General features: G+C 73.5%; 18 protein-coding genes and 1 riboswitch. Of the genes, 8 read left to right on the top strand and 10 right to left on the bottom strand.

The window, feature by feature from the left end; genetic code table 11:
• Nucleotides 1-148: 148 nt before the first annotated feature.
• Entirely contained in the window at nucleotides 149-427 is a 279-nt protein-coding gene (locus ACFWPT_RS17085) for a MoaD/ThiS family protein (protein ID WP_063348229.1), read from the bottom strand.
• Between the two features lie 41 nt (nucleotides 428-468).
• Entirely contained in the window at nucleotides 469-1,749 is a 1,281-nt protein-coding gene (gene thrC / locus ACFWPT_RS17080) for a threonine synthase (RefSeq protein WP_380374802.1), read from the bottom strand.
• A 17-nt stretch (nucleotides 1,750-1,766) separates the two neighbouring features.
• Nucleotides 1,767-1,903, bottom strand: a riboswitch (SAM riboswitch).
• A 147-nt stretch (nucleotides 1,904-2,050) separates the two neighbouring features.
• Between thrC and ACFWPT_RS17075 the strand changes: the two genes are divergently transcribed.
• Nucleotides 2,051-3,052, top strand: a complete 1,002-nt coding sequence (locus tag ACFWPT_RS17075; RefSeq protein WP_244293389.1) for a glucosyl-3-phosphoglycerate synthase — start codon at nucleotides 2,051-2,053, stop codon at nucleotides 3,050-3,052.
• 50 nt (nucleotides 3,053-3,102) lie between these two features.
• The gene (locus ACFWPT_RS17070) at nucleotides 3,103-4,569 is read left to right on the top strand and encodes a trehalose-6-phosphate synthase (protein WP_380482437.1); all 1,467 of its coding nucleotides are present in this window, start codon (nucleotides 3,103-3,105) and stop codon (nucleotides 4,567-4,569) included.
• 89 nt (nucleotides 4,570-4,658) lie between these two features.
• Here ACFWPT_RS17070 and otsB read toward each other — a convergent pair whose 3' ends face one another.
• Together otsB and ACFWPT_RS17060 are read right to left on the bottom strand one after the other, a co-directional pair.
• The gene (gene otsB / locus ACFWPT_RS17065; protein WP_063348232.1) at nucleotides 4,659-5,498 is read right to left on the bottom strand and encodes a trehalose-phosphatase; all 840 of its coding nucleotides are present in this window, start codon (nucleotides 5,496-5,498) and stop codon (nucleotides 4,659-4,661) included.
• 30 nt (nucleotides 5,499-5,528) lie between these two features.
• Nucleotides 5,529-5,789 (bottom strand): DUF3263 domain-containing protein, encoded by a 261-nt coding sequence (locus ACFWPT_RS17060; RefSeq protein WP_063348233.1) that lies wholly within the window; start codon nucleotides 5,787-5,789, stop codon nucleotides 5,529-5,531.
• A 67-nt stretch (nucleotides 5,790-5,856) separates the two neighbouring features.
• Between ACFWPT_RS17060 and ACFWPT_RS17055 the strand changes: the two genes are divergently transcribed.
• Nucleotides 5,857-6,207: a cupin domain-containing protein gene (locus ACFWPT_RS17055; RefSeq protein WP_380482434.1), complete on the top strand. Its 351-nt coding sequence runs from the start codon at nucleotides 5,857-5,859 to the stop codon at nucleotides 6,205-6,207.
• 63 nt (nucleotides 6,208-6,270) lie between these two features.
• On the opposite strand, the gene ACFWPT_RS17050 is transcribed toward ACFWPT_RS17055, so the two are convergent.
• Nucleotides 6,271-7,551, bottom strand: a complete 1,281-nt coding sequence (locus tag ACFWPT_RS17050; RefSeq protein ID WP_380482431.1) for an extracellular solute-binding protein — start codon at nucleotides 7,549-7,551, stop codon at nucleotides 6,271-6,273.
• Nucleotides 7,552-7,844: 293 nt separating this feature from the next.
• On the opposite strand from ACFWPT_RS17050, the gene ACFWPT_RS17045 reads away from it, so the two are divergent.
• Together ACFWPT_RS17045 and nagA are read left to right on the top strand one after the other, a co-directional pair.
• Nucleotides 7,845-8,792 carry an ROK family protein gene (locus tag ACFWPT_RS17045; protein ID WP_063348236.1) on the top strand — a complete coding sequence of 316 codons (948 nt, stop codon included), beginning with the start codon at nucleotides 7,845-7,847 and terminating at the stop codon, nucleotides 8,790-8,792.
• Complete coding sequence (nagA, locus tag ACFWPT_RS17040) at nucleotides 8,789-9,970, top strand: N-acetylglucosamine-6-phosphate deacetylase (protein WP_380482428.1); 1,182 nt, start codon at nucleotides 8,789-8,791, stop codon at nucleotides 9,968-9,970. The genes ACFWPT_RS17045 and nagA overlap by 4 nt, the downstream gene beginning before the upstream one ends.
• A 98-nt stretch (nucleotides 9,971-10,068) precedes the next feature.
• Here the strand turns inward: nagA and ACFWPT_RS17035 are convergent, their stop codons facing one another.
• Nucleotides 10,069-11,106 carry a hypothetical protein gene (locus ACFWPT_RS17035; RefSeq protein WP_380482424.1) on the bottom strand — a complete coding sequence of 346 codons (1,038 nt, stop codon included), beginning with the start codon at nucleotides 11,104-11,106 and terminating at the stop codon, nucleotides 10,069-10,071.
• A gap of 90 nt (nucleotides 11,107-11,196) precedes the next feature.
• Nucleotides 11,197-12,987, bottom strand: a complete 1,791-nt coding sequence (locus tag ACFWPT_RS17030; RefSeq protein ID WP_063348239.1) for a diguanylate cyclase — start codon at nucleotides 12,985-12,987, stop codon at nucleotides 11,197-11,199.
• Nucleotides 12,988-13,351: 364 nt separating this feature from the next.
• Here ACFWPT_RS17030 and ACFWPT_RS17025 point away from each other — a divergent pair, with 364 nt between their 5' ends.
• Nucleotides 13,352-13,888, top strand: coding sequence for a flavin reductase family protein (locus ACFWPT_RS17025; protein ID WP_380341611.1), 537 nt, complete (start codon nucleotides 13,352-13,354; stop codon nucleotides 13,886-13,888).
• 10 nt (nucleotides 13,889-13,898) lie between these two features.
• On the opposite strand, the gene arfB is transcribed toward ACFWPT_RS17025, so the two are convergent.
• A complete protein-coding gene (gene arfB, locus ACFWPT_RS17020) occupies nucleotides 13,899-14,333 on the bottom strand; it encodes an alternative ribosome rescue aminoacyl-tRNA hydrolase ArfB (RefSeq protein WP_063348241.1) in 435 nt (144 codons plus the stop codon).
• Between the two features lie 92 nt (nucleotides 14,334-14,425).
• Between arfB and ACFWPT_RS17015 the strand changes: the two genes are divergently transcribed.
• The gene (locus ACFWPT_RS17015) at nucleotides 14,426-14,923 is read left to right on the top strand and encodes a hypothetical protein (RefSeq protein ID WP_380380883.1); all 498 of its coding nucleotides are present in this window, start codon (nucleotides 14,426-14,428) and stop codon (nucleotides 14,921-14,923) included.
• 124 nt (nucleotides 14,924-15,047) lie between these two features.
• On the top strand, nucleotides 15,048-15,623 hold the full coding sequence (locus tag ACFWPT_RS17010) for a TerD family protein (protein WP_063348242.1): 576 nt from the start codon (nucleotides 15,048-15,050) through the stop codon (nucleotides 15,621-15,623).
• Between the two features lie 122 nt (nucleotides 15,624-15,745).
• On the opposite strand, the gene ACFWPT_RS17005 is transcribed toward ACFWPT_RS17010, so the two are convergent.
• Together ACFWPT_RS17005 and ACFWPT_RS17000 are read right to left on the bottom strand one after the other, a co-directional pair.
• Nucleotides 15,746-16,963 (bottom strand): hypothetical protein, encoded by a 1,218-nt coding sequence (locus ACFWPT_RS17005; protein ID WP_380482421.1) that lies wholly within the window; start codon nucleotides 16,961-16,963, stop codon nucleotides 15,746-15,748.
• A 122-nt stretch (nucleotides 16,964-17,085) separates the two neighbouring features.
• The gene (locus ACFWPT_RS17000) at nucleotides 17,086-17,574 is read right to left on the bottom strand and encodes a DUF3180 domain-containing protein (RefSeq protein ID WP_063348244.1); all 489 of its coding nucleotides are present in this window, start codon (nucleotides 17,572-17,574) and stop codon (nucleotides 17,086-17,088) included.
• Nucleotides 17,575-17,656 lie beyond the last annotated feature (82 nt).

The raw sequence follows: 17,656 nt of genomic DNA, 5'->3' as shown, positions 1-17,656 counted from the left end.
CCCACCCAAACCAAAACCCCAACTGCCCCCCACATAACCCCCCCTGATGGCGGGGCGCCCTCCCGGCGTTACGACTACCGTATGCCGCTCCCCCCCCACGCCCGGTCGGACGAACGGCTCGGGCGGGGTGCCCGGGTCGGGGCGCGGCTCAGCAGCCGCCGGCCACCGCCGGGATGATCGAGACGCTGGCGCCGGCCGCGATCCCGGTCGCCAGGCCCTCGGCGAAGCGCACGTCGTCGTCGTTCACGTAGACGTTGACGAAACGGCGCAGCTTGCCGGCGTCGTCCAGGATGCGGGCGGCGATCCCCGCGTGGTTCTTCTCCAGGTCGGCGATGACCTCGCCCAGGGTGGCGCCCTCGGCGGCCACCTCGGCGGCGCCGCCGGTGTAGGTGCGCAGGATGGTGGGGATACGGACGTTGGCGCTCATGATTCTCCTAGCGGGTGCGACCCAGCGGGGTGGGGGGTGTTTCAGGCGGACGCGAGGCCGGCGTCGTGGAAGGACGCCAGGGTCGGGCGGATGACGGCGGTCATCCCGGCCCCGGCGACGGCGTCCAGGGTCTTCAGGCCGTCGCCGGTGTTGATCGCGACGGTCTCCTTGGCCGGGTCCAGCTGGCCGGTCTCCACCAGCTTCTTCAGCACGCCGACGGTCACCCCGCCCGCGGTCTCGGCGAAGACGCCCTCGGTCCGGGCCAGCAGCCGGATCGCGTCCACCACCTCGGCGTCGGTGACGTCCTCGACCGCACCGCCGGTGCGCCGGGCGATGTCCAGCACGTACGGGCCGTCCGCCGGGTTGCCGATCGCCAGCGACTTGGCGATGGTGTCCGGCTTGACCGGGCGGATCACGTCCTGGCCGGCCTTGAACGCCGCCGATACCGGCGAGCAGCCCGCCGCCTGGGCGCCGAAGACCCGGTACGGCCGGTCCTCGACCAGGCCGAGCCTGATCAGCTCCTGCAGCCCCTTGTCGATCTTGGTCAGCTGGGAGCCGGAGGCGATCGGGATGACGATCTGCTCCGGCAGCCGCCAGCCGAGCTGCTCGCAGATCTCGTACGCCAGCGTCTTGGAGCCCTCGCCGTAGTAGGGGCGCAGGTTGACGTTGACGAAGCCCCAGCCCTCACCGGCCGGATCGCCGATCAGCTCCGAGCAGAAGCGGTTCACGTCGTCGTAGTTGCCCTCGATGCCGACCAGCTCGCCGCCGTACACCCCGGCCATGACGACCTTGCCCTGCTCCAGGTCGTGCGGGATGAACACGCAGGACTTGAAACCGGCCCGGGCGGCCGCCGCGCCCACCGCGCCGGCCAGGTTGCCGGTGGAGGAGCAGGAGAGCGTCGTGAAGCCGAAGGCCCGCGCGGCCTCGATGGCGCAGGCCACCACGCGGTCCTTGAACGAGTGGGTCGGGTTGCCCGAGTCGTCCTTGATGTGCAGCTGCGCGGTGAAGCCCAGCTCGCGGCCCAGGTTGTCCGCCTTGACCAGCGGGGTCCAACCGGGGTTCAGGTTGGGCTTGGTGGCGACGTCGGCCGGGACGGGCAGCAGCGGCGCGTAGCGCCAGATCGAACTCGGGCCGGCCTCGATCCGGCGGCGCAGCGCCTCGGCGCCCTCGCTGCCGAAGTCGTACGCGATCTCCAGCGGGCCGAAGCACTCCAGGCAGGCGAAGCTCGGACCGAGCGGGAAGCGGGTGCCGCACTCCCGACAGGACAGCGCGGTGGCGGGGCCGAGGTCCACGGATGCGGGTGCGACAGTGTCGATAGCCATGATGGCGGAGGCCTCTCTCCTCATCTTCCCCGTGGCACGGTCGCGCCACAGGCCGGAATTGGCACCTGTCCCGCCGGGGCCTGTCGACAGACAGCCGCGCGAGAAGGTTGCCGGGACGTCAACGGGCCGTTCCCTCAGTCCCTCTGGATGAGCTTGTGAAATTGTGGTGGTGCTCAACGGCGACCCCGACGTGCAAAGGTCCGGCCGCTGTACGAAGACTGTATCCGAAGGCGTCAACCCCGAACGGGATCGTCCGCCACGCGAGATGGCGCGTCCCACCGACCCCGCCGAGGAGAGTCCCGTGCCCGCCGAACCGACCCCCGCGCTGCTCCCGCAGGCGGCGTCCTGGCTGCGCCGCCGCTCGTGGAGCGCGGTCGACCGGCCGGTGCACGCCCTGCTGGAGGCCAAGCGCCGGACCGGCCACACGGTCAGCGTGGTGCTGCCCGCACTGGACGAGGAGGCCACCGTCGGCGACATCGTCCGCACCATCCGCCGCGAGCTGATGGAGCGCCTCCCGCTGGTCGACGAACTCGTCGTGATCGACTCCGGCTCGGCCGACGCCACCGCCGCCGTCGCCGCCCGGGCCGGCGCCCGGGTGGAGTACCGCGACGCGATCCTGCCCCGGCTGCCCGCCGTCCCCGGCAAGGGCGAGGTGCTCTGGCGCTCGCTGCTGGTCACCCGCGGCGACATCGTCTGCTTCGTCGACGCCGACCTGCGCGAGTTCGACCCGGCCTTCGTCTCCGGCATCCTCGGCCCGCTGCTCACCGAACCGGACATCCAGCTGGTCAAGGCCATGTACGACCGGCCGCTGGAGACGGAGGGGGCGGTGGTCCCGGCCGGCGGCGGCCGGGTCACCGAACTGGTCGCCCGCCCGCTGCTCAACCTGCACTGGCCGGAACTCGCCGGTTTCGTCCAGCCGCTCGGCGGCGAGTACGCGGCCCGCCGCGCACTGCTCGAACGGCTCCCCTTCCCCACCGGCTACGGCGTCGAACTCGGCCTGCTGGTCGACGCGCTGGAGACGGTCGGGCTGGACGCCCTGGCCCAGGTGGACGTCGGCGTCCGGCACCACCGGCACCAGGACGGCCAGGCCCTCGGCCGGATGGCCGCCACCATCTACCGCACCGCCCTCGAACGCCTCGACCGCACGCACCGGCTGAAGGCCTCGGCCGACCTCGTCCACCCGCTGCTGACCCAGTTCACCCGCGACCCGCAGAGCCGGGAGTTCACCGCCCACACCCACCCGGTGACCGCCCTGGAACGCCCGCCCATGCACACCGTGCCCGAGTACGCGACCCGACACTGAACACCCACCGAAAGGGTTTGCCGCTCCGGAGCCCAGGCAACGTACCAAACATGGGCGATCTCACGACCGAACGTTCGAGTGCGACCGGCACCGCCCCCGTCCTGGTGGCCTCCAATCGGGGACCGGTGTCGTTCAGCACCGCGGACGACGGCACGCTGACCCTCCGCCGCGGCGGCGGAGGCCTGGTCTCCGGCCTCTCCGCCATCGACGACCCCGACGCCGTCTGGGTCTGCGCCGCCCTCGGCGCCGCCGACCGACAGGCCGCCAGAGAGGCCCCGGACGGCCGCCTCGACCTCGCCGGGCACGACGTGGGCGGCCAGGCCGTCCGCATGCTGGACATCGATCCCGACACCTTCGCCCGCGCCTACAACGGCGTCGCCAACTCCACCCTCTGGTTCGTCCACCACCTGCTCTACGCCACCCCCACCGCCCCCGCCTTCGACGCCGGGTTCCGCACCGAGTGGGCCGCCTACCGCGCCTACAACACCGCCTTCGCCGAGGCGCTGGCCGCCGAGGCCGCCCCCGGGGCCGCCGTGCTGGTCCAGGACTACCACCTCTCGCTGACCCCGGCACTGCTCCGCGCCGCCCGCCCCGACCTGCGGATCGGCCACTTCTCGCACACCCCGTGGGCCCCGCCCGAGTACTACCGGCTGCTGCCCGACGACGTCGCCGAGGCCGTCCTCACCGGCATCCTGGGCGCCGACCGGGCCGGCTTCCTGACCCGCCGCTGGGCGCTGGCCTTCGCCGACTGCTGCGCCGACCTGCTCGGTGCCGAGGTCGACCGGGACGCCATGACCGTCACCCACGCCGGCCGCACCACCCGGCTCGGCGTCCACGCGCTCGGCGCCGACGCCGACTTCCTGCGCGAACGCTCCCACCGCCCGGACGTCGACGAACGCCTCGCCGCCCTCCGCGAGGCCGTCGGCGGGCGCCGCACCATCGTCCGGGTCGACCGCACCGAGCTGAGCAAGAACATCGTCCGCGGCCTCCAGGCCTACCGGCACCTGCTGCGCACCCGCCCCGAATGGCACGACCGAGTGGTGCACATCGCCTTCGCCTACCCCTCGCGCACCGACCTCGCCGAGTACCGCGCCTACACCGCCCAGGTCCAACGGCTCGCCGAGGACATCAACGCCGAGTTCGCCACCCCCGCCTGGCAGCCGCTGATCCTGCACGTCGACGACGACTTCCCGCGCTCCCTGGCCGCCTACCGGCTCGCCGACGTGGCCCTGGTCAACCCGATCCGGGACGGCATGAACCTGGTCGCCAAGGAGGTTCCGGTGGTGTCCGACCACGGCTGCGCCCTGGTGCTCTCCCGCGAGGCCGGCGCGTACGCCGAACTCGCCGAGGACGCGCTCACCGTCAACCCGTACGACGTCATCGCCACCGCCGACGCCCTGCACGCCGGCCTCACCATGCCCGAGGAGGAGCGCGCCGACCGCACCAAGCGCCTCGCGGCGGCGGCCACCGCGCTGCCCCCGCAGCAGTGGTTCCTCGACCAGCTCAACGCGCTGTGAACCAGCTCGGCCCGCTGTGAACCGGCTCGACGCGCTCTGAGCCGGCTCGACGCGCGCTGAACCGGCCCGACCGCGCGCTGCCGCCCGGCTCAGCCCGCGCCGACGGCCGCGCCGAGCGCCGCGAGCAGTTCCACCACGCCGGCCGGGCCCGCGACCACCAGGTCCGCCCGGTCGGCGAGCTCGCGCACCGGCGCGTCCCCCACCGCGCCGCTGCACACCAGCAGCCCCGCCACCCCCTCGCCGCGCAGCTTCTCCACCGCCGCGAAGGCCGCCACGTCCCCCAGGTCGTCCCCCGCGTACAGCACCGAGCCGGCCCCGCGCTCGCGCAGGAAGCCGGTCAGCGCCGCGCCCTTGTCCACCCCCGGCGGCCGCAGCTCCAGCACCAGCCGCCCGGGCTCCACCACCAGCCCGTGCCCGGCCGCCAGCTCGCCGACCGGCGCCCGCAGCAGCTCCAGCGCCTCCTCGGGCGCCGCCGTGCGCCGGGTGTGCACCGCCAGCGAGCGCCCCTTGTCCTCCAGCCACGTCCCCTCGGGCGCCCCCGCCGCCGCCAGCAGGCCCGGCAGCGCCGCCCGCGCCCCGGCCACCCCGGGGTGCACCGGCGGCGCGGTCACCTCGCCGCCCTCCCAGCGCTCGGCGCCGTAGTGCCCCAGCACCACGACCCCGGGCAGCCCGTCCAGGCCGCCGTACTCCGCCGCCAGCGCGGCCGGCCGCCCGGTCACCACCACCACGGCCCGCACCGCCGGCACCAGCGCCCGCAGCGCAGCCGCCGCCCCCGGATGCGCCCGCGCCCGATCGGGGTCCGCCACGATCGGCGCCAGCGTCCCGTCGAAGTCCAGCGCGATCACCGCCTCGCCCGGCGCCGCCAGGATCGCCCGCAGCCCGTCCCGCCCGGCAGCCGTGACCGGCACCCACTTCTCGTCAAAGCCCATGCCCGAGCCCTACCCCGCGGCCCCCTCCCGCTACCGCGCGGACCGCCGGGCCTCCCGGATCCGGCGCAGCCGGTTCACCAGCACCGGGGCGTGCGCCAGTGCCTCCGGCCGGTCCAGCAGCGCGTTCAGCAGCTGGTAGTACCGGGTGGAGGAGAGCCCCAGCTCCTCCCGGATCGCCCGCTCCTTGGCCCCGGCCGTCCGCCACTGCCGCCCCTCCAGGGCCAGCACCGCCAGGTCCCGCTCACTCAGCTCGCCCACCAGGACACCTCCGCCATCACTACGGAGTGTCATTCTCCCGCGTGAGCCGGACACACTGTGCGCCCTCCGGCGCCCGGCCGCCCCGGCTAGCGTCGGCGGTATGACCACGCCCAGCTTCGCCGTGCACATCCCCACCGCCGACCTCGAACCCGACCCTCTCGACCCGGCCCAGATCGTCTCCGGCACCCCGGAGGTCTCCGGCCTGGTCCTCTCCGAGTCCTCCGACGGCCGCCAGCTGCGCGGCATCTGGCAGATCACCCCGGGCGTGGTCACCGACGTGGAGGCCGACGAGCTGTTCGTGGTGCTCAGCGGCCGGGCCACCATCGAGGTCGAGGGCGGCCCGACCCTGGAGGTCGGCCCGGGCGACTGCGCCGTGCTGCGCGAGGGCGACCGGACCACCTGGACGGTCCACGAGACGCTCCGCAAGGCCTACGCCATCACGCTCCCCTGACGAGCCCGACCCTGACGAGCCCGACCCTGAGACCCCGCCCCTGGAGAGCGCCCCGGCCCGGGTTCACCTGCGGACCCGGGCCGCCTCCTTGACCGCCGCGTCCTGCAGCCCGGCGAGCGCCTGCTTCGGGTCCCCGGTGACGGCCTGCCCGATCCCGGCCTTGATCCGGTTGCTGACGTCGCCCCAGGCCGGGTCCCCGAACGGGTAGAAGCTGGCGTTGGTCAGCCCGACCGCGAACTGCTTGAGGTCCTCGTGCTTCGGGTCGGACGTCATCTGGTTGAACGCGTCCTGGGTGACCGGCAGCAGGTTGTACTGCTCGTCGAACTTCAGCTGGAACTCGCGGGAGTAGGCGAAGGACAGGAACTTCTTGATCTCGTTCTTGTGCCCGTTGGCCTTGAACGCCATCATCCAGTCCGCGACGCCGAGGCTGCCGGTCTTGCCCACGCCGTCCTTCTTGGGGATCGGCGCCGTCCCGAAGTCGATCTTCCCGGCGGCGGCCATCCGCAGCAGCGTCGGGTGCCCGTTCAGCATCGCGACCTTCCCGGCCGCGAAGTCCTGGAAGACCGGGGTGCGGTTCATCTTGCCCGGGTCCGGATAGGTCAGCCCGGTGGCCACCAGGTTGTTCTTCAGCCAGCTGAAGGTGGCCTGGTTCTGGGTGCTGTCGATGGTGTAGTTGCCGACGTCGTCGGAGAGGCTGCCGCCGCCGCTCAGCGTCCACAGCATGGACTCGGCCGGCGCCTCCTCCGGCCCGAGCGGCAGCCCGTACGGGGTCACGCCCGGCACCTTGGCCTTGATCTTCTCGGCGTCCTGGCGCAGTTCGTTCCAGGTGGCCGGCGGCTGGGTGATGCCGGCCTGGCGGAAGACGGCCTTGTTGTAGAAGAGCACCCGGGAGGAGGAGACGAACGGGATGCCGTACTGGGTGCCGAGCACCTGCCCGGCGTGCGCGAAGGTGTCCAGGAAGTTGGCCTGGGTGTCCATCGAGAGCACGTCGGCGGCCGGGTACAGCCGGTCCGCCGCGACCTGGTCGGCGAAGCCGCCGGTCTGCAGCAGGTCGGGGGACTTGCCGGCCGCGATCATGTCGTCGACCTTCTTGCCGATGTCGGTCCAGCTGTCCACCTCGACGTCGACCTTGATGCCGGGGTTGGCGGCTTCGAAGCCGTGCGCGATCTCGTCCCAGTAGAGCTTGGAGCTGGTGTCGGCGCTCTCCCCGTAGTCGGCGGCGACCAGCTTGAGGGTGACCGGCCCGTCGTTCTGCCCGCCGCAGGCGCTGACGGCGGTGAGTACCAGTGCTCCGGCCAGCGCGGTGCCGAGGACGCGGGTGGGAACGTGGGCGCGCCTGTTCAACGCGGGTACCGCCTTCAGGGGAGAACTGCGACCGGACGGGGGAATCCGGGAGGGGGGAGGCGCAACACTGCCAAACCCACCGGGCGGTGGTCCACACCACTGTGCCGAGCCCGCCGAGTAGTTATCGAAGTGCGGACGTCATTGCACGATGCGCAACAGAAGGTGAACGGAAGGCGCCCGACGCAAAGCCGCTCACACCGACCCCATCTGCGACAAAGCTCACCTACTTTGGACCAGACCAATCCGACAACTGGACTAGACCTCTTCTACCCGACCAAGGGAAACTGTCCTCCGTGAAGCACGTCATCGCACTCGATGTAGGCGGCACCGGCATGAAGGCCGCGCTGCTCGCCCAGGACGGCTCCGTGCTGTTCGAAGCACGCCGACCGACCGGACGGGAGCACGGCACGGACGCCGTGGTCGCCGCCATCCTCGACTTCGCCGCCGACCTGGCGGACGAGGGCCGGGGCCGCTTCGGCGTCGCCCCGCTCGCGGCCGGCGTCGCCGTCCCGGGCACGATCGACGAGAGGAACGGCATCGCGGTCTACTCGGCCAACCTCGGCTGGCGGGACCTCCCGCTGCGCAAGCTGCTGGGCGAGCGCCTGGCCGGGCCCGACGGAGCCGCCATCCCCGTCGCACTCGGCCACGACGTGCGCTCGGGCGGCCTGGCCGAGGGCCGGCTCGGCGCCGGCCGGGGCGTCGACCGCTTCCTGTTCATCGCGCTGGGCACCGGCATCGCCGGTGCCATCGGCATCGGCGGCCGGATCGAGGCCGGCGCGCACGGCTACGGCGGCGAGATCGGCCACGTCGTGGTCCGCCCGGGCGGACCGCAGTGCGGCTGCGGCGCCCGCGGCTGTCTGGAGACGCTCGCCTCCGCCTCCGCCGTGTCCCGTGCCTGGGCCGCGGCCAGCGGCGACCCCGACGCCGACGCGGCATCCTGCGCCGCCGCGGTGGACGCCGGGGACGACCGCGCGCTCGCGGTCTGGCAGGGCGCCGTCGACGCCCTCGCCGACGGGATCGTGCTCGCCCAGAGCCTGCTCGACCCGTCCACGGTGATCGTCGGCGGCGGGCTGGCCGAGGCCGGTGACACGCTCTTCGGCCCGCTGCGCACGGCGGTCACCGAGCGCCTGACCTTCCAGATGCCCCCGAAGGTCGTACCCGCCATGCTCAAAGACACCGCCGCGTCCCTGGGCGCGGGCCTGCTCGCCTGGGATCTGCTCTCCATGGAGGTGACCGCGTGACCACCGCGGACCGTGACCGTACCGCACTGGCCGGCGCCCGGCTGGTCCTGCCCGGCGGCGTCGTCGAGGGCGGCCGCCTGGCCGTCGAGGGCGACCGGATCGCCGGCCTCGGAGGCGAGAGCGGGCCCGGCGACCTCGACCTGACCGGGTACACCGTCGTGCCCGGCTTCGTCGACCTGCACGTGCACGGCGGCGGCGGCGCCTCCTACGCCTCCGGCATCGCCGAGGAGGCCCTGCTCGCCGCCCGTACGCACCTGGAGCACGGCACCACCACCACGGTCGCGTCCACCGTCACCGGGGAGATCGACGAGGTCGCCCGCCAGGCGTCCGTGCTGTCCGAGCTGGTCGAGGACGGCGTGCTGGCCGGCATCCACTTCGAGGGCCCGTTCATCTCCCACAACCGCTGCGGCGCCCACCGCCCCGACCTGCTGCGCGACCCGGACCCGGCGCTGGTGCGCAAGCTGGTCGACGCCGCCCGGGGCCACGCGAAGATGGTGACCTTGGCCCCCGAACTGCCCGGCGGCCTGGACTCGGTGCGGATGCTCGCCGACCTCGGCGTGATCGCCGCCGTCGGCCACACCGACTCCGACTACGCCACCACGCTGGAGGCGATCGACGCCGGCGCGAGCGTCGCCACCCACCTCTTCAACGCCATGCCCGGGATCGCCCACCGCGCCCCGGGCCCGATCGTGGCGCTGCTGGAGGACGAGCGGGTCACCGTCGAGCTGATCAACGACGGCGTGCACCTGCACCCGTCCGTGCTCGACCTCGCCTACGGCACCGCCGGGGCGTCCCGGGTCGCCCTGATCACCGACGCGATGGGCGCGGCCGGCATGGGCGACGGCCTCTACCCGCTCGGCCCGCTCCAGGTCGAGGTCAAGGACGGCGTCGCCCGGCTGGTCGAGGGCGGCGCCATCGCCGGCTCCACGCTCACCCTGGACGTCGCCTTCAAGCGTTCGCTCACCGTCAACGGCCTGACGCTGAACCAGACCGTCGAGTCGCTGTCCGCCACCCCGGCCCGCCTGCTGGGCCTCGCCGACTCGATCGGCTCGCTGGAGGCCGGCAAGCAGGCCGACCTGGTCGTGCTCGACTCCGAGGGCTACGACCTGGTCGCCGTCATGCGCCGCGGCCGCTGGGTCCTCGGCGGCGAGCGCTTCGACGTGGTCAAGCCCGCCTGACGGAGCGCCGGAACGCCGACGGCCGCCCTTCCCCCACGGGGACGGGCGGCCGTCTCGCGTTCCGGCTCAGCCGCTCAACCGGTCAGCCGCTCAACCGGTCAGCCGGTCGCATTCGGTTCGAGGGTGATCTGGTCGATCAGGATCGACCCGGAGGGCACGGTGAAGGTGATGCTGTTCGTCCCGGCCTGGAGCTGCGGGAGTATCCAGGTGTTGAACCAGGAGGACGCCGGGTCCTTGCCGGGCACGTAGTTCTTGAAGAGCAGCCCGCTCGGCCAGTCCTTGCCGTTCACCGAGGCGGCGCCCTTCAGGTCCCCGCCGGTGTTGTTGTAGTGCACGTTCAGCTTGTAGGTGCCGGCCGCGGCGACCTCGCCGTTCCAGGTCACCGAGCCGCCCGGCTGGAGCGTCAGGTAGCTGCCGTCGGCGGACTTGGTGCCCTTGACGCCGTTGCCGGACGGCGCGTTCTGGGCCTGGAGCTGGCCCGCGTCCACGGTCAACGGGCCGGCCGGGGCGGTGGTGCTCGCCGAGGCCGAGGCGGTCGGGGACGAACTGCCGGTCGCCGGGGTGCTGGGGGGAGCCGCGGCGGTGGTCTGGGCGCCGCCCTTGGCGGTCTTGTCGCCCTCCGGGTCGCCCTTGGAGAGCGCGATCCCGGCGCCGATCGCTATGGCCGCGACCACCGCGACCGCGCCGATCACCGCGCCCTTGCTCCGGCCGCTGCTCGACCGGTCCTCCCCCGGCTGCGGCCGGGAGTGCTCGGCGTAACGGGTCTGCTGGGTGGGCGCGGTGCCGTGCTCGGGCTGCTGTTGCTGCGGGTACGGCTGCTGGCCGCCGGGGTAGCCCTGCTGCGGCCCCGCCTGCTGGCCGTACGGGGGCTGCTGCGGCCGCGGCTGGTAGGGCTGCTGCCCGTACTGGGCCCGGCCGACCTCCATCGGACGGCTGTACGACGTCCGGGGCACGCCCTGCTGTGGCTCGGCCGGCTGCCCGGAGGCACCCTCCGCCGGGCGGTAGAGGTAGCCGAACGGGTCGTCGTCCTGCGGGGCACCGCCCTCGGGCGCTCCGTTGTTGCCGGCGGTCGTCACGGTGGTCAACTCCCCCATCCGGTTCGCGCCGCCGGGATGCGGGCCGCCGGCGCAGATCATGGACGCTGTCGTACCCGGGAACCCTACCTGTCCTTTGTGACAGCCGGAAAAGAGCCCTTGACAACCCGTGGGTAACCAGGACCGGCGGGCTCAGCCCGCCCGTCGGTGCGAGCGCTCGCCCCGCGCGCCGCGCACCGCGCCGCCCCGGGCCCGCTTCTCGTCGTACATCCGCTCGTCCGCGGTGTGCAGCACCTCCTCGATGCTCATCCCGCAGCCCGCCCAGCCGACGCCGAGGCTCACCCCCACCCGCATCGCCCGGCCGTCGATCCGCATCGGCGGGATGATGGCGCCCCGCAGCCGGTGGGCCAGGTCCTTGGCCTCCTCGCGGCCGATCCCGTCGGCCAGCACGACGAACTCGTCGCCGCCGAGCCGGGCCACCGTGTCGCCGTCCCGGACGGCCTGGCTCAGCCGCCGGGCGACCTCGACCAGCACCGCGTCGCCCGCGTTGTGGCCGAACCGGTCGTTGATCGACTTGAAGCCGTCCAGGTCGCAGAAGAGCACCGCGAGCCCCTTGTCCAGCGACGCCGCGACGCCGGAGCGGAACGGTGCGGACCACGCCTCGCCGCCCGGGCCCTGGTCGGCCGGGACCACCGCGTGCACGTGCTCCCCGTAGCCCGGGGCGAGGCCGTACGGCGGGCCGCCCTCGGGCGTCCCGTAGCCGTGCACCGGCCCGCCGTACGGGTCCGCGCCCTCCAGCCGGTCGTACGCGGCGTGCGCGCTGTAGGAGTCGGCCGGGTAGCCGTACGGCGCCGGGTAGGCCGGCTCGCCCGGCCCGGCGGGGGCCCCGACGGTCTGCGGCTCGGCGCAGAGCCGGCGGCCCAGCCGGGCCTTCAGTTCGGCGCCGTTCGGCAGGCCGGTGAGCGCGTCGTGGCTGGCCCGGTGGGCGAGCTGGAACTCGTGGCGCTTGCGGTCCTCGATGTCCTCGACGTGGGTGAGCAGGAAGCTCGGGCCCTCGGCCGCGTCCGCCACGATCGAGTTGCGCAGGCACACCCACTGGTAGCCGCCGTCCCGCCGGGACAGCCGCAGTTCCGCCCGGCCGCTCTCGGCGCTGGTGCGCTCCAGCAGCGCCCGGTCCTCCGGGTGCACGAGGTCGGCGAAGCTCTGCTGGCGCAGCACCGCGCGGGGGCGGCCGAGCAGGCGACAGAGCGCGTCGTTGACCCTGGTCAGCTGGCCGCGCCCGGCGCCGTGCAGTTCGGTGATGGCCATCCCGCTGGGCGCGTACTCGAAGGCCTGGCGGAAGCTCTCCTCGCTGGCCCGCAGGGCCTGCTGCTCCTTCTCCAGGCGGGCCAGCGCGCGCTGCATCTCGGCCCGCAGCCGGGCGTTGCCGATCGCGATGGAGGCCTGCAGCGAGAACATCTCCAGCGCCTCGCGGGTCCACGCCCCGGGCCGCTTGCCGCTGCGCGGGCGGTCCACCGAGAGGACGCCGAGCAGGTCGCCGCCGGCGCTGTACATCGGGGCGAGCAGCCCGTCGGCGGGGTGCCAGTCGTTGGCGTAGACGGGCAGCGGGCCGTCCCCGATCCAGCGCGGGATGTCGCTGGCGACGGCCCAGCCGCGGTCGTACGGCAGGAAGCGCAGGGTGCCCCAGTGGTCGCTGACGCCGAGCAGCCGGTCCCAGGACTCCCGGGAGCCGACCTGGCCGAGCAGGACGGAGGGGCCGCCCATGGTGCTCTCCTCCAGCTCCCAGACGGCCGCGACCACGAGGTCCCCGTCCGGGCGGACCAGGCTGACCGCGGCGGCGTCGAAGCCGAGCCCGTGCACCGCACCCTCGACGACGGCCTGCAGCGTGCCCGCCAGGCTGCGGGCAGCGTTGAGGTCCGCCACGACCCGGTGCAAGGTGCGGAGGGTCGCGAGACGGACGTACGGCTCCGACTCGGCTTCCATGCGGGGGCTCCCCGGCTGCTTCGGATAGTTCTTGATTGGTTATCGTCCGATTGCCAGAAGAACTGAATCACAGGGAGCACAGCGTTCGGCACGCTCGGTCAGCAATAGGCCATCACTTGTGACTTAAATCACACGACACTAATGCACCCTTAATCAGCTCATCCGCCCCATAGCGGGACATAAAGCGCTATCGGAATATTTCCTTTGGTCGACCGCATTGGCCTCACGCTGAAGCCCGCTGCCGCCCGGCAGGCCCCTTGCTTCACTCCTGAGGGTGAGTCCCGGACCCGGCCGCAACCCCGCCCCGTGCGCCGCTGGTCCTACGACCTCGGCCCGATGCCGATTCCGGCGGCCGCCGACTACCGTGCGGTACGTGTACTCGTCCCCGCAGCCCGAAGCTGCCTCCCACGCCACGCCCGACGAGTTCCGGGCGGCACTCTCCCAGCTCGCCTCCGGCGTGAGCCTGGTGACCGTCCACGACCCGGAGGACGGCGAGGACGTCGGCATGACCGCCACGTCCTTCCTGTCCGTGTCGCTGGAGCCGCCGCTGGTCCTGATCTCGGTCCGCGAGGACTCCCGGATGGACGAGGTGCTCTCCCGCACCGACACCTGGGCGGTCTCGCTGCTCACCGAGGGGCAGAAGGCGCTCGGCTCCCGCTTCGCCATGAAGGGCCGGCTCAGCGACCGGCTGCTGTTCGCGGACACCCCGCACCACCGCGGCCCGCGCTCCGGCGCCCCGCTGATCGACGGCGCGCTCGCCACCGTCGAGTGCCGCACCGAGCAGCGGATACCGGCGGGCGACCACACCCTGCTGCTCGGCCGCGTCCTGGAGGCCGCGGTGCCCAGCCCGGCCGGCCGGCCGCTGCTCTACTTCCGCGGCGGCTACCGCGCCCTCGGCTGAGCCGCCCCGGCTACTCGCCGCCCCGCGGCGACTGCCGCCCCTGCTTCAGCTCGGAGCGGCGCCGCTTGTTGGACAGCCGGCGCTCGACCATCCCCCGGCTCGGCCTGGTCGCCCGGCGGGACTTCGGCGGCGGCGCGCACGCCTCGGTCAGCACCGCCGACAGCCGGGCCGCGGCCGCCTCCCGGTTGCGCCACTGCGAGCGGAACTCCGAGGCCTGGATCACCAGCACCCGGCCGTCCACCAGCCGCCCGGCCAGCCGCTCCAGCGCGCGCTCGCGCCACACCTCGGGCAGCGCCTTGGACGCCGCCAGGTCGTAGCGCAGCTCGACCTTGCTGTCGGAGGTGTTGACGTGCTGGCCACCGGGGCCGGAGGAACGCGAGAAGCGCCAGACGAGCTCGGCGTCGGGGACGACCACCGATCCCCGTACGCGGATGGGCTCGGGCATGCGTCCATCATCCCGCGCCCGCACCGCCCGGTCACCCGGTTATCCGCGACGGCCGGCGGCCCGGTTCCGCACCACCGCCCGCAGCCCGGACAATGGCGTACGTGATCGAGCTCGGCTACTCCCTCTCCAACCGCTTCCCCGACCCCCCGCAGACGGACTACCGATCCGCCCCGGTGCGGTCCCTGCGGTACGACCTGTTCTGCGGCGACGTCTACCTGGACGCCGAGGGCGCCGAGCTGTCCACCGGCTGGGGGTGGGTGCCGGTGCTCGACTTCGCCTGGGCACTGTGCGACATCGTCGAGGAACTGGACCGCGACCCGGACGGCGGCCGGGCCGCCCGGGTGCAGACCGCCGACCTCGACTTCACCCAGAACACCGAGCTGCTGCGGTTCGCCCGCCGCTTCAACTGGGTCGAGATCACCGCGACCTGGCTGCCGGACGAGCCGCCCGCCGTGGTCCGCCACGGCGAGCTGCGGCGCGAGGCCCGGGACTTCCTCCAGGACACCCTCGCCGACCTCTTCGATATGCACCCCGAGCTGGCCGACAATCCGAACATCTGGTCGCTGCAGGGCCGGTTCCCCCGGATCTGACCAGGGCATTGTCAGACCTTTGCCAGAGGATTGGCGTCCACGAAGAATTCACGGACTTCGCGGAACCAACCCACCGGAGTATGGCGTTGTCCCGGAAAAAGCGAACGAAAGGACTTCAATCGCCATGCCAGTGAGCCTCTCCAAGGGTGGCAACGTCTCGCTGACCAAGGAGGCCCCGGGCCTGTCCGCGGTCAGTGTCGGCCTGGGCTGGGACGTCCGGACCACGACCGGCACCGAATTCGACCTCGACGCCAGCGCGATCGTCCTGAACGCGGACGGCAAGGTGCTCTCCAACGGGCACTTCGTCTTCTTCAACAACACCAGCAGCCCGGACAACACCGTCGTGCACACCGGTGACAACCGCACCGGTGAGGGCGCCGGCGACGACGAGTCGCTCAACGTCAACCTGGCCGGCCTGCCGGCCGAGGCCGTCAAGATCACCTTCCCCGTCACCATCTACGACGGGGTCGCCCGCGGCCAGAGCTTCGGCCAGGTCCGCAACGCGTACATCCGCGTGGTGAACGCCGCCGGCGGCGCCGAGATCGCCCGCTACGACCTCTCCGAGGACGCCGCCACCGAGACTGCCATGATCTTCGGCGAGCTCTACCGCAACGGCGGCGAGTGGAAGTTCCGCGCCGTCGGCCAGGGCTACGCCTCCGGCCTGGCGGGCATCGCCCAGGACTTCGGCGTCCAGCTCTGACACCCCGCCGGGCCCCTCCCGGCCCGGCGCACCGCCGGAACGAAAGCGGCGCGGGACATCGGTCACACCGACGTCCCGCGCCGCTTTCGCGTATCCGGACCTGACTCAGGTCCTGTCCGGCCCTAGCGCGAGGCGCGCAGCTCCGGCAGCTGGATCAGCTCGGTCTCGTCCTCCGGGGTCAGGTCCACCACCGCGGGCGCGCCCGGCGCAGGCTCGGCCGCCGGCTGCGACGACTGCGAGCCGGCCGCGGCCTCCTGCACCTCGCGAGCCTCCTGGGCCTCCTGCGCCTCGGCCTTCGCCTGCGCGGCCACCGCCTCGTCGCCCACCACGTCGGCCAGGTCCGTGCGCTCGCCCAGTTCGGCGACGCTGCCCACCGCCGGCGCCGGGGCCGCCGCCCGCACGGCCGCGCCCGCACCACGGCCGAAGAAGCTGAAGCCCGGCCCGCGCACCGCCCCGGACTGCGCCGACCGCGGCCGCTGCCGCTCCACCGGCGCGGGCGCCGCGACCGGAGCGGACGGCGTCCCGCCGAGCTGCCCGACCGTGGCGGTCAGCGCCGGGCGCACCGGCGCGGGCCGCACCGACGCCTGGGTCTGGTCCTGTGCCTGTGCCTGTGCCTGTGCCTGTGCCTGTGCCTGTGCCACCGGAGCCTGCTCCGGAGTCGGCACCGCAGGGGCCACCGGCGCCGGCACCGAGGGCGCCACCACGGCAGCCACGGGCACGGGCGCCTGGGCCGCAGCGGCCGGCGCCGTACGCGCCCGCAGCGCGACCGCCGAGCCCGCCGTCCGCTCCCGCCGCGCCTCCTGCTCCGCCGCCCGCCGCTCCAGCACCCGCAGCACGGACGCGGCACGGACGAACGCGGCCGGGCTGGCCGGGTACTTGGGGCGGCTCGCGGCGAGCGCCCGCTGGGCCGCCTCGGCCTCCTTGAGCGCCTGCTCGGCCACCGCCACGGCCCGCTCCCGCAGCAGCCGGGCGATCTCGGTCTCGGCCTTCGCCAGCCGCGACTTCTCCGCCGTCAGCCGCCGCCCGAACCGGGTGGCCCGCTCCTCGGCGACCTCAGCCGCGTACTCGGCCTCCGCCAGCTGCTCCTCGAACCGCTCCTCGGCCCGCAGCCGCTGCGCCGCGGCCATCTCGGCGGCCGCCCGGGCCGCCTTGTCCCGCTGCCGCAGCAGCAGCGCGAAGCCGAGCGTCGCGACGACCGCCGCGACGCCCACCGAACGCACCAGGACGGCGTCCTGACTGAAGAGCAGGGCCGCCAGCGCAGCGACGAGCAGCACGCCGGCGGCGGTGGGGGGGAAGATCCGGCCGAGGACGGAGGAATGACGGTGGCGTCCGCGAGACATGCCAAGAAACTAGCGTGCGAATTGGGGCCGTGTCAGCCCAGGGTCCTCTTCCACCCTTGACAGTGCGCAAGTTTTACCGCACGTGCCCGGCGTTTCACTCAAGATCACGAAAAAGGACCTGTTCAGCGGGGCGAGGGCGCCGGGCCGCTCGGATCGTCGTGGTTCTCCGGCAGCTTGCACACGTGCTGCAACCAGAGCGCCGCCGCGATCACCGCGGCCCCCGCCAGCACCGCGAGCCCGGCCGTGACGGCCTGGTCCTTGCGCGCCGACACGTCCAGCTCGCCCAGCAGGAAGATCCCCGCGCCCGCGTAGACGCCGGTGACCACCGCCGAGACCAGCGCGCTGGCCTGCCCCAGCACCACCGCCCGGGCCGCCAGCAGCGGGTCGACGCCCTTCGCGCCGGGCTGCCGCTCGCGCACCGCCTTCAGCCGGGACCGCAGCGAGAGGGCGGTCGCCAACAGGACCACCGCCACCGCCGCCAGCACCACCGGCGCCGCGACCGGCACGGCCGGCAGCGTGTCCAGGGAGGCCCAGAGCTTGGCACCGGCCCAGGACAGCGCCGTGGTAGCAGCGGTGATGCCGACCAGCAGGCGGAGGCGAAGCAGCTTCACTCGGAGGAGGTCCTTCCCGGGGTTACCAGAGCCGGCCGTCGCCCGGTGGCCCGGCACGGCGGCGCCAGGCCACCGTACCGGG

This window comes from Kitasatospora sp. NPDC058478 (genome assembly GCF_042720345.1).
Classification (GTDB): Bacteria; Actinomycetota; Actinomycetes; order Streptomycetales; family Streptomycetaceae; genus Kitasatospora.
This window is presented reverse-complemented; position numbering and strand designations above follow the sequence as displayed.

Coding starts and splice junctions, on each gene's coding strand:
- thrC (WP_380374802.1), bottom strand. CDS start 1,749: ATGGCTATCGACACTGTCGCACCCGCATCCGTGGACCTCGGCCCCGCC.
- ACFWPT_RS17015 (WP_380380883.1), top strand. CDS start 14,426: ATGGCGTACGTGATCGAGCTCGGCTACTCCCTCTCCAACCGCTTCCCC.
- ACFWPT_RS17060 (WP_063348233.1), bottom strand. CDS start 5,789: ATGACACTCCGTAGTGATGGCGGAGGTGTCCTGGTGGGCGAGCTGAGT.
- ACFWPT_RS17085 (WP_063348229.1), bottom strand. CDS start 427: ATGAGCGCCAACGTCCGTATCCCCACCATCCTGCGCACCTACACCGGC.
- ACFWPT_RS17030 (WP_063348239.1), bottom strand. CDS start 12,987: ATGGAAGCCGAGTCGGAGCCGTACGTCCGTCTCGCGACCCTCCGCACC.
- arfB (WP_063348241.1), bottom strand. CDS start 14,333: ATGCCCGAGCCCATCCGCGTACGGGGATCGGTGGTCGTCCCCGACGCC.
- ACFWPT_RS17070 (WP_380482437.1), top strand. CDS start 3,103: ATGGGCGATCTCACGACCGAACGTTCGAGTGCGACCGGCACCGCCCCC.
- ACFWPT_RS17055 (WP_380482434.1), top strand. CDS start 5,857: ATGACCACGCCCAGCTTCGCCGTGCACATCCCCACCGCCGACCTCGAA.
- otsB (WP_063348232.1), bottom strand. CDS start 5,498: ATGGGCTTTGACGAGAAGTGGGTGCCGGTCACGGCTGCCGGGCGGGAC.
- ACFWPT_RS17035 (WP_380482424.1), bottom strand. CDS start 11,106: ATGATCTGCGCCGGCGGCCCGCATCCCGGCGGCGCGAACCGGATGGGG.
- ACFWPT_RS17005 (WP_380482421.1), bottom strand. CDS start 16,963: ATGTCTCGCGGACGCCACCGTCATTCCTCCGTCCTCGGCCGGATCTTC.
- ACFWPT_RS17010 (WP_063348242.1), top strand. CDS start 15,048: ATGCCAGTGAGCCTCTCCAAGGGTGGCAACGTCTCGCTGACCAAGGAG.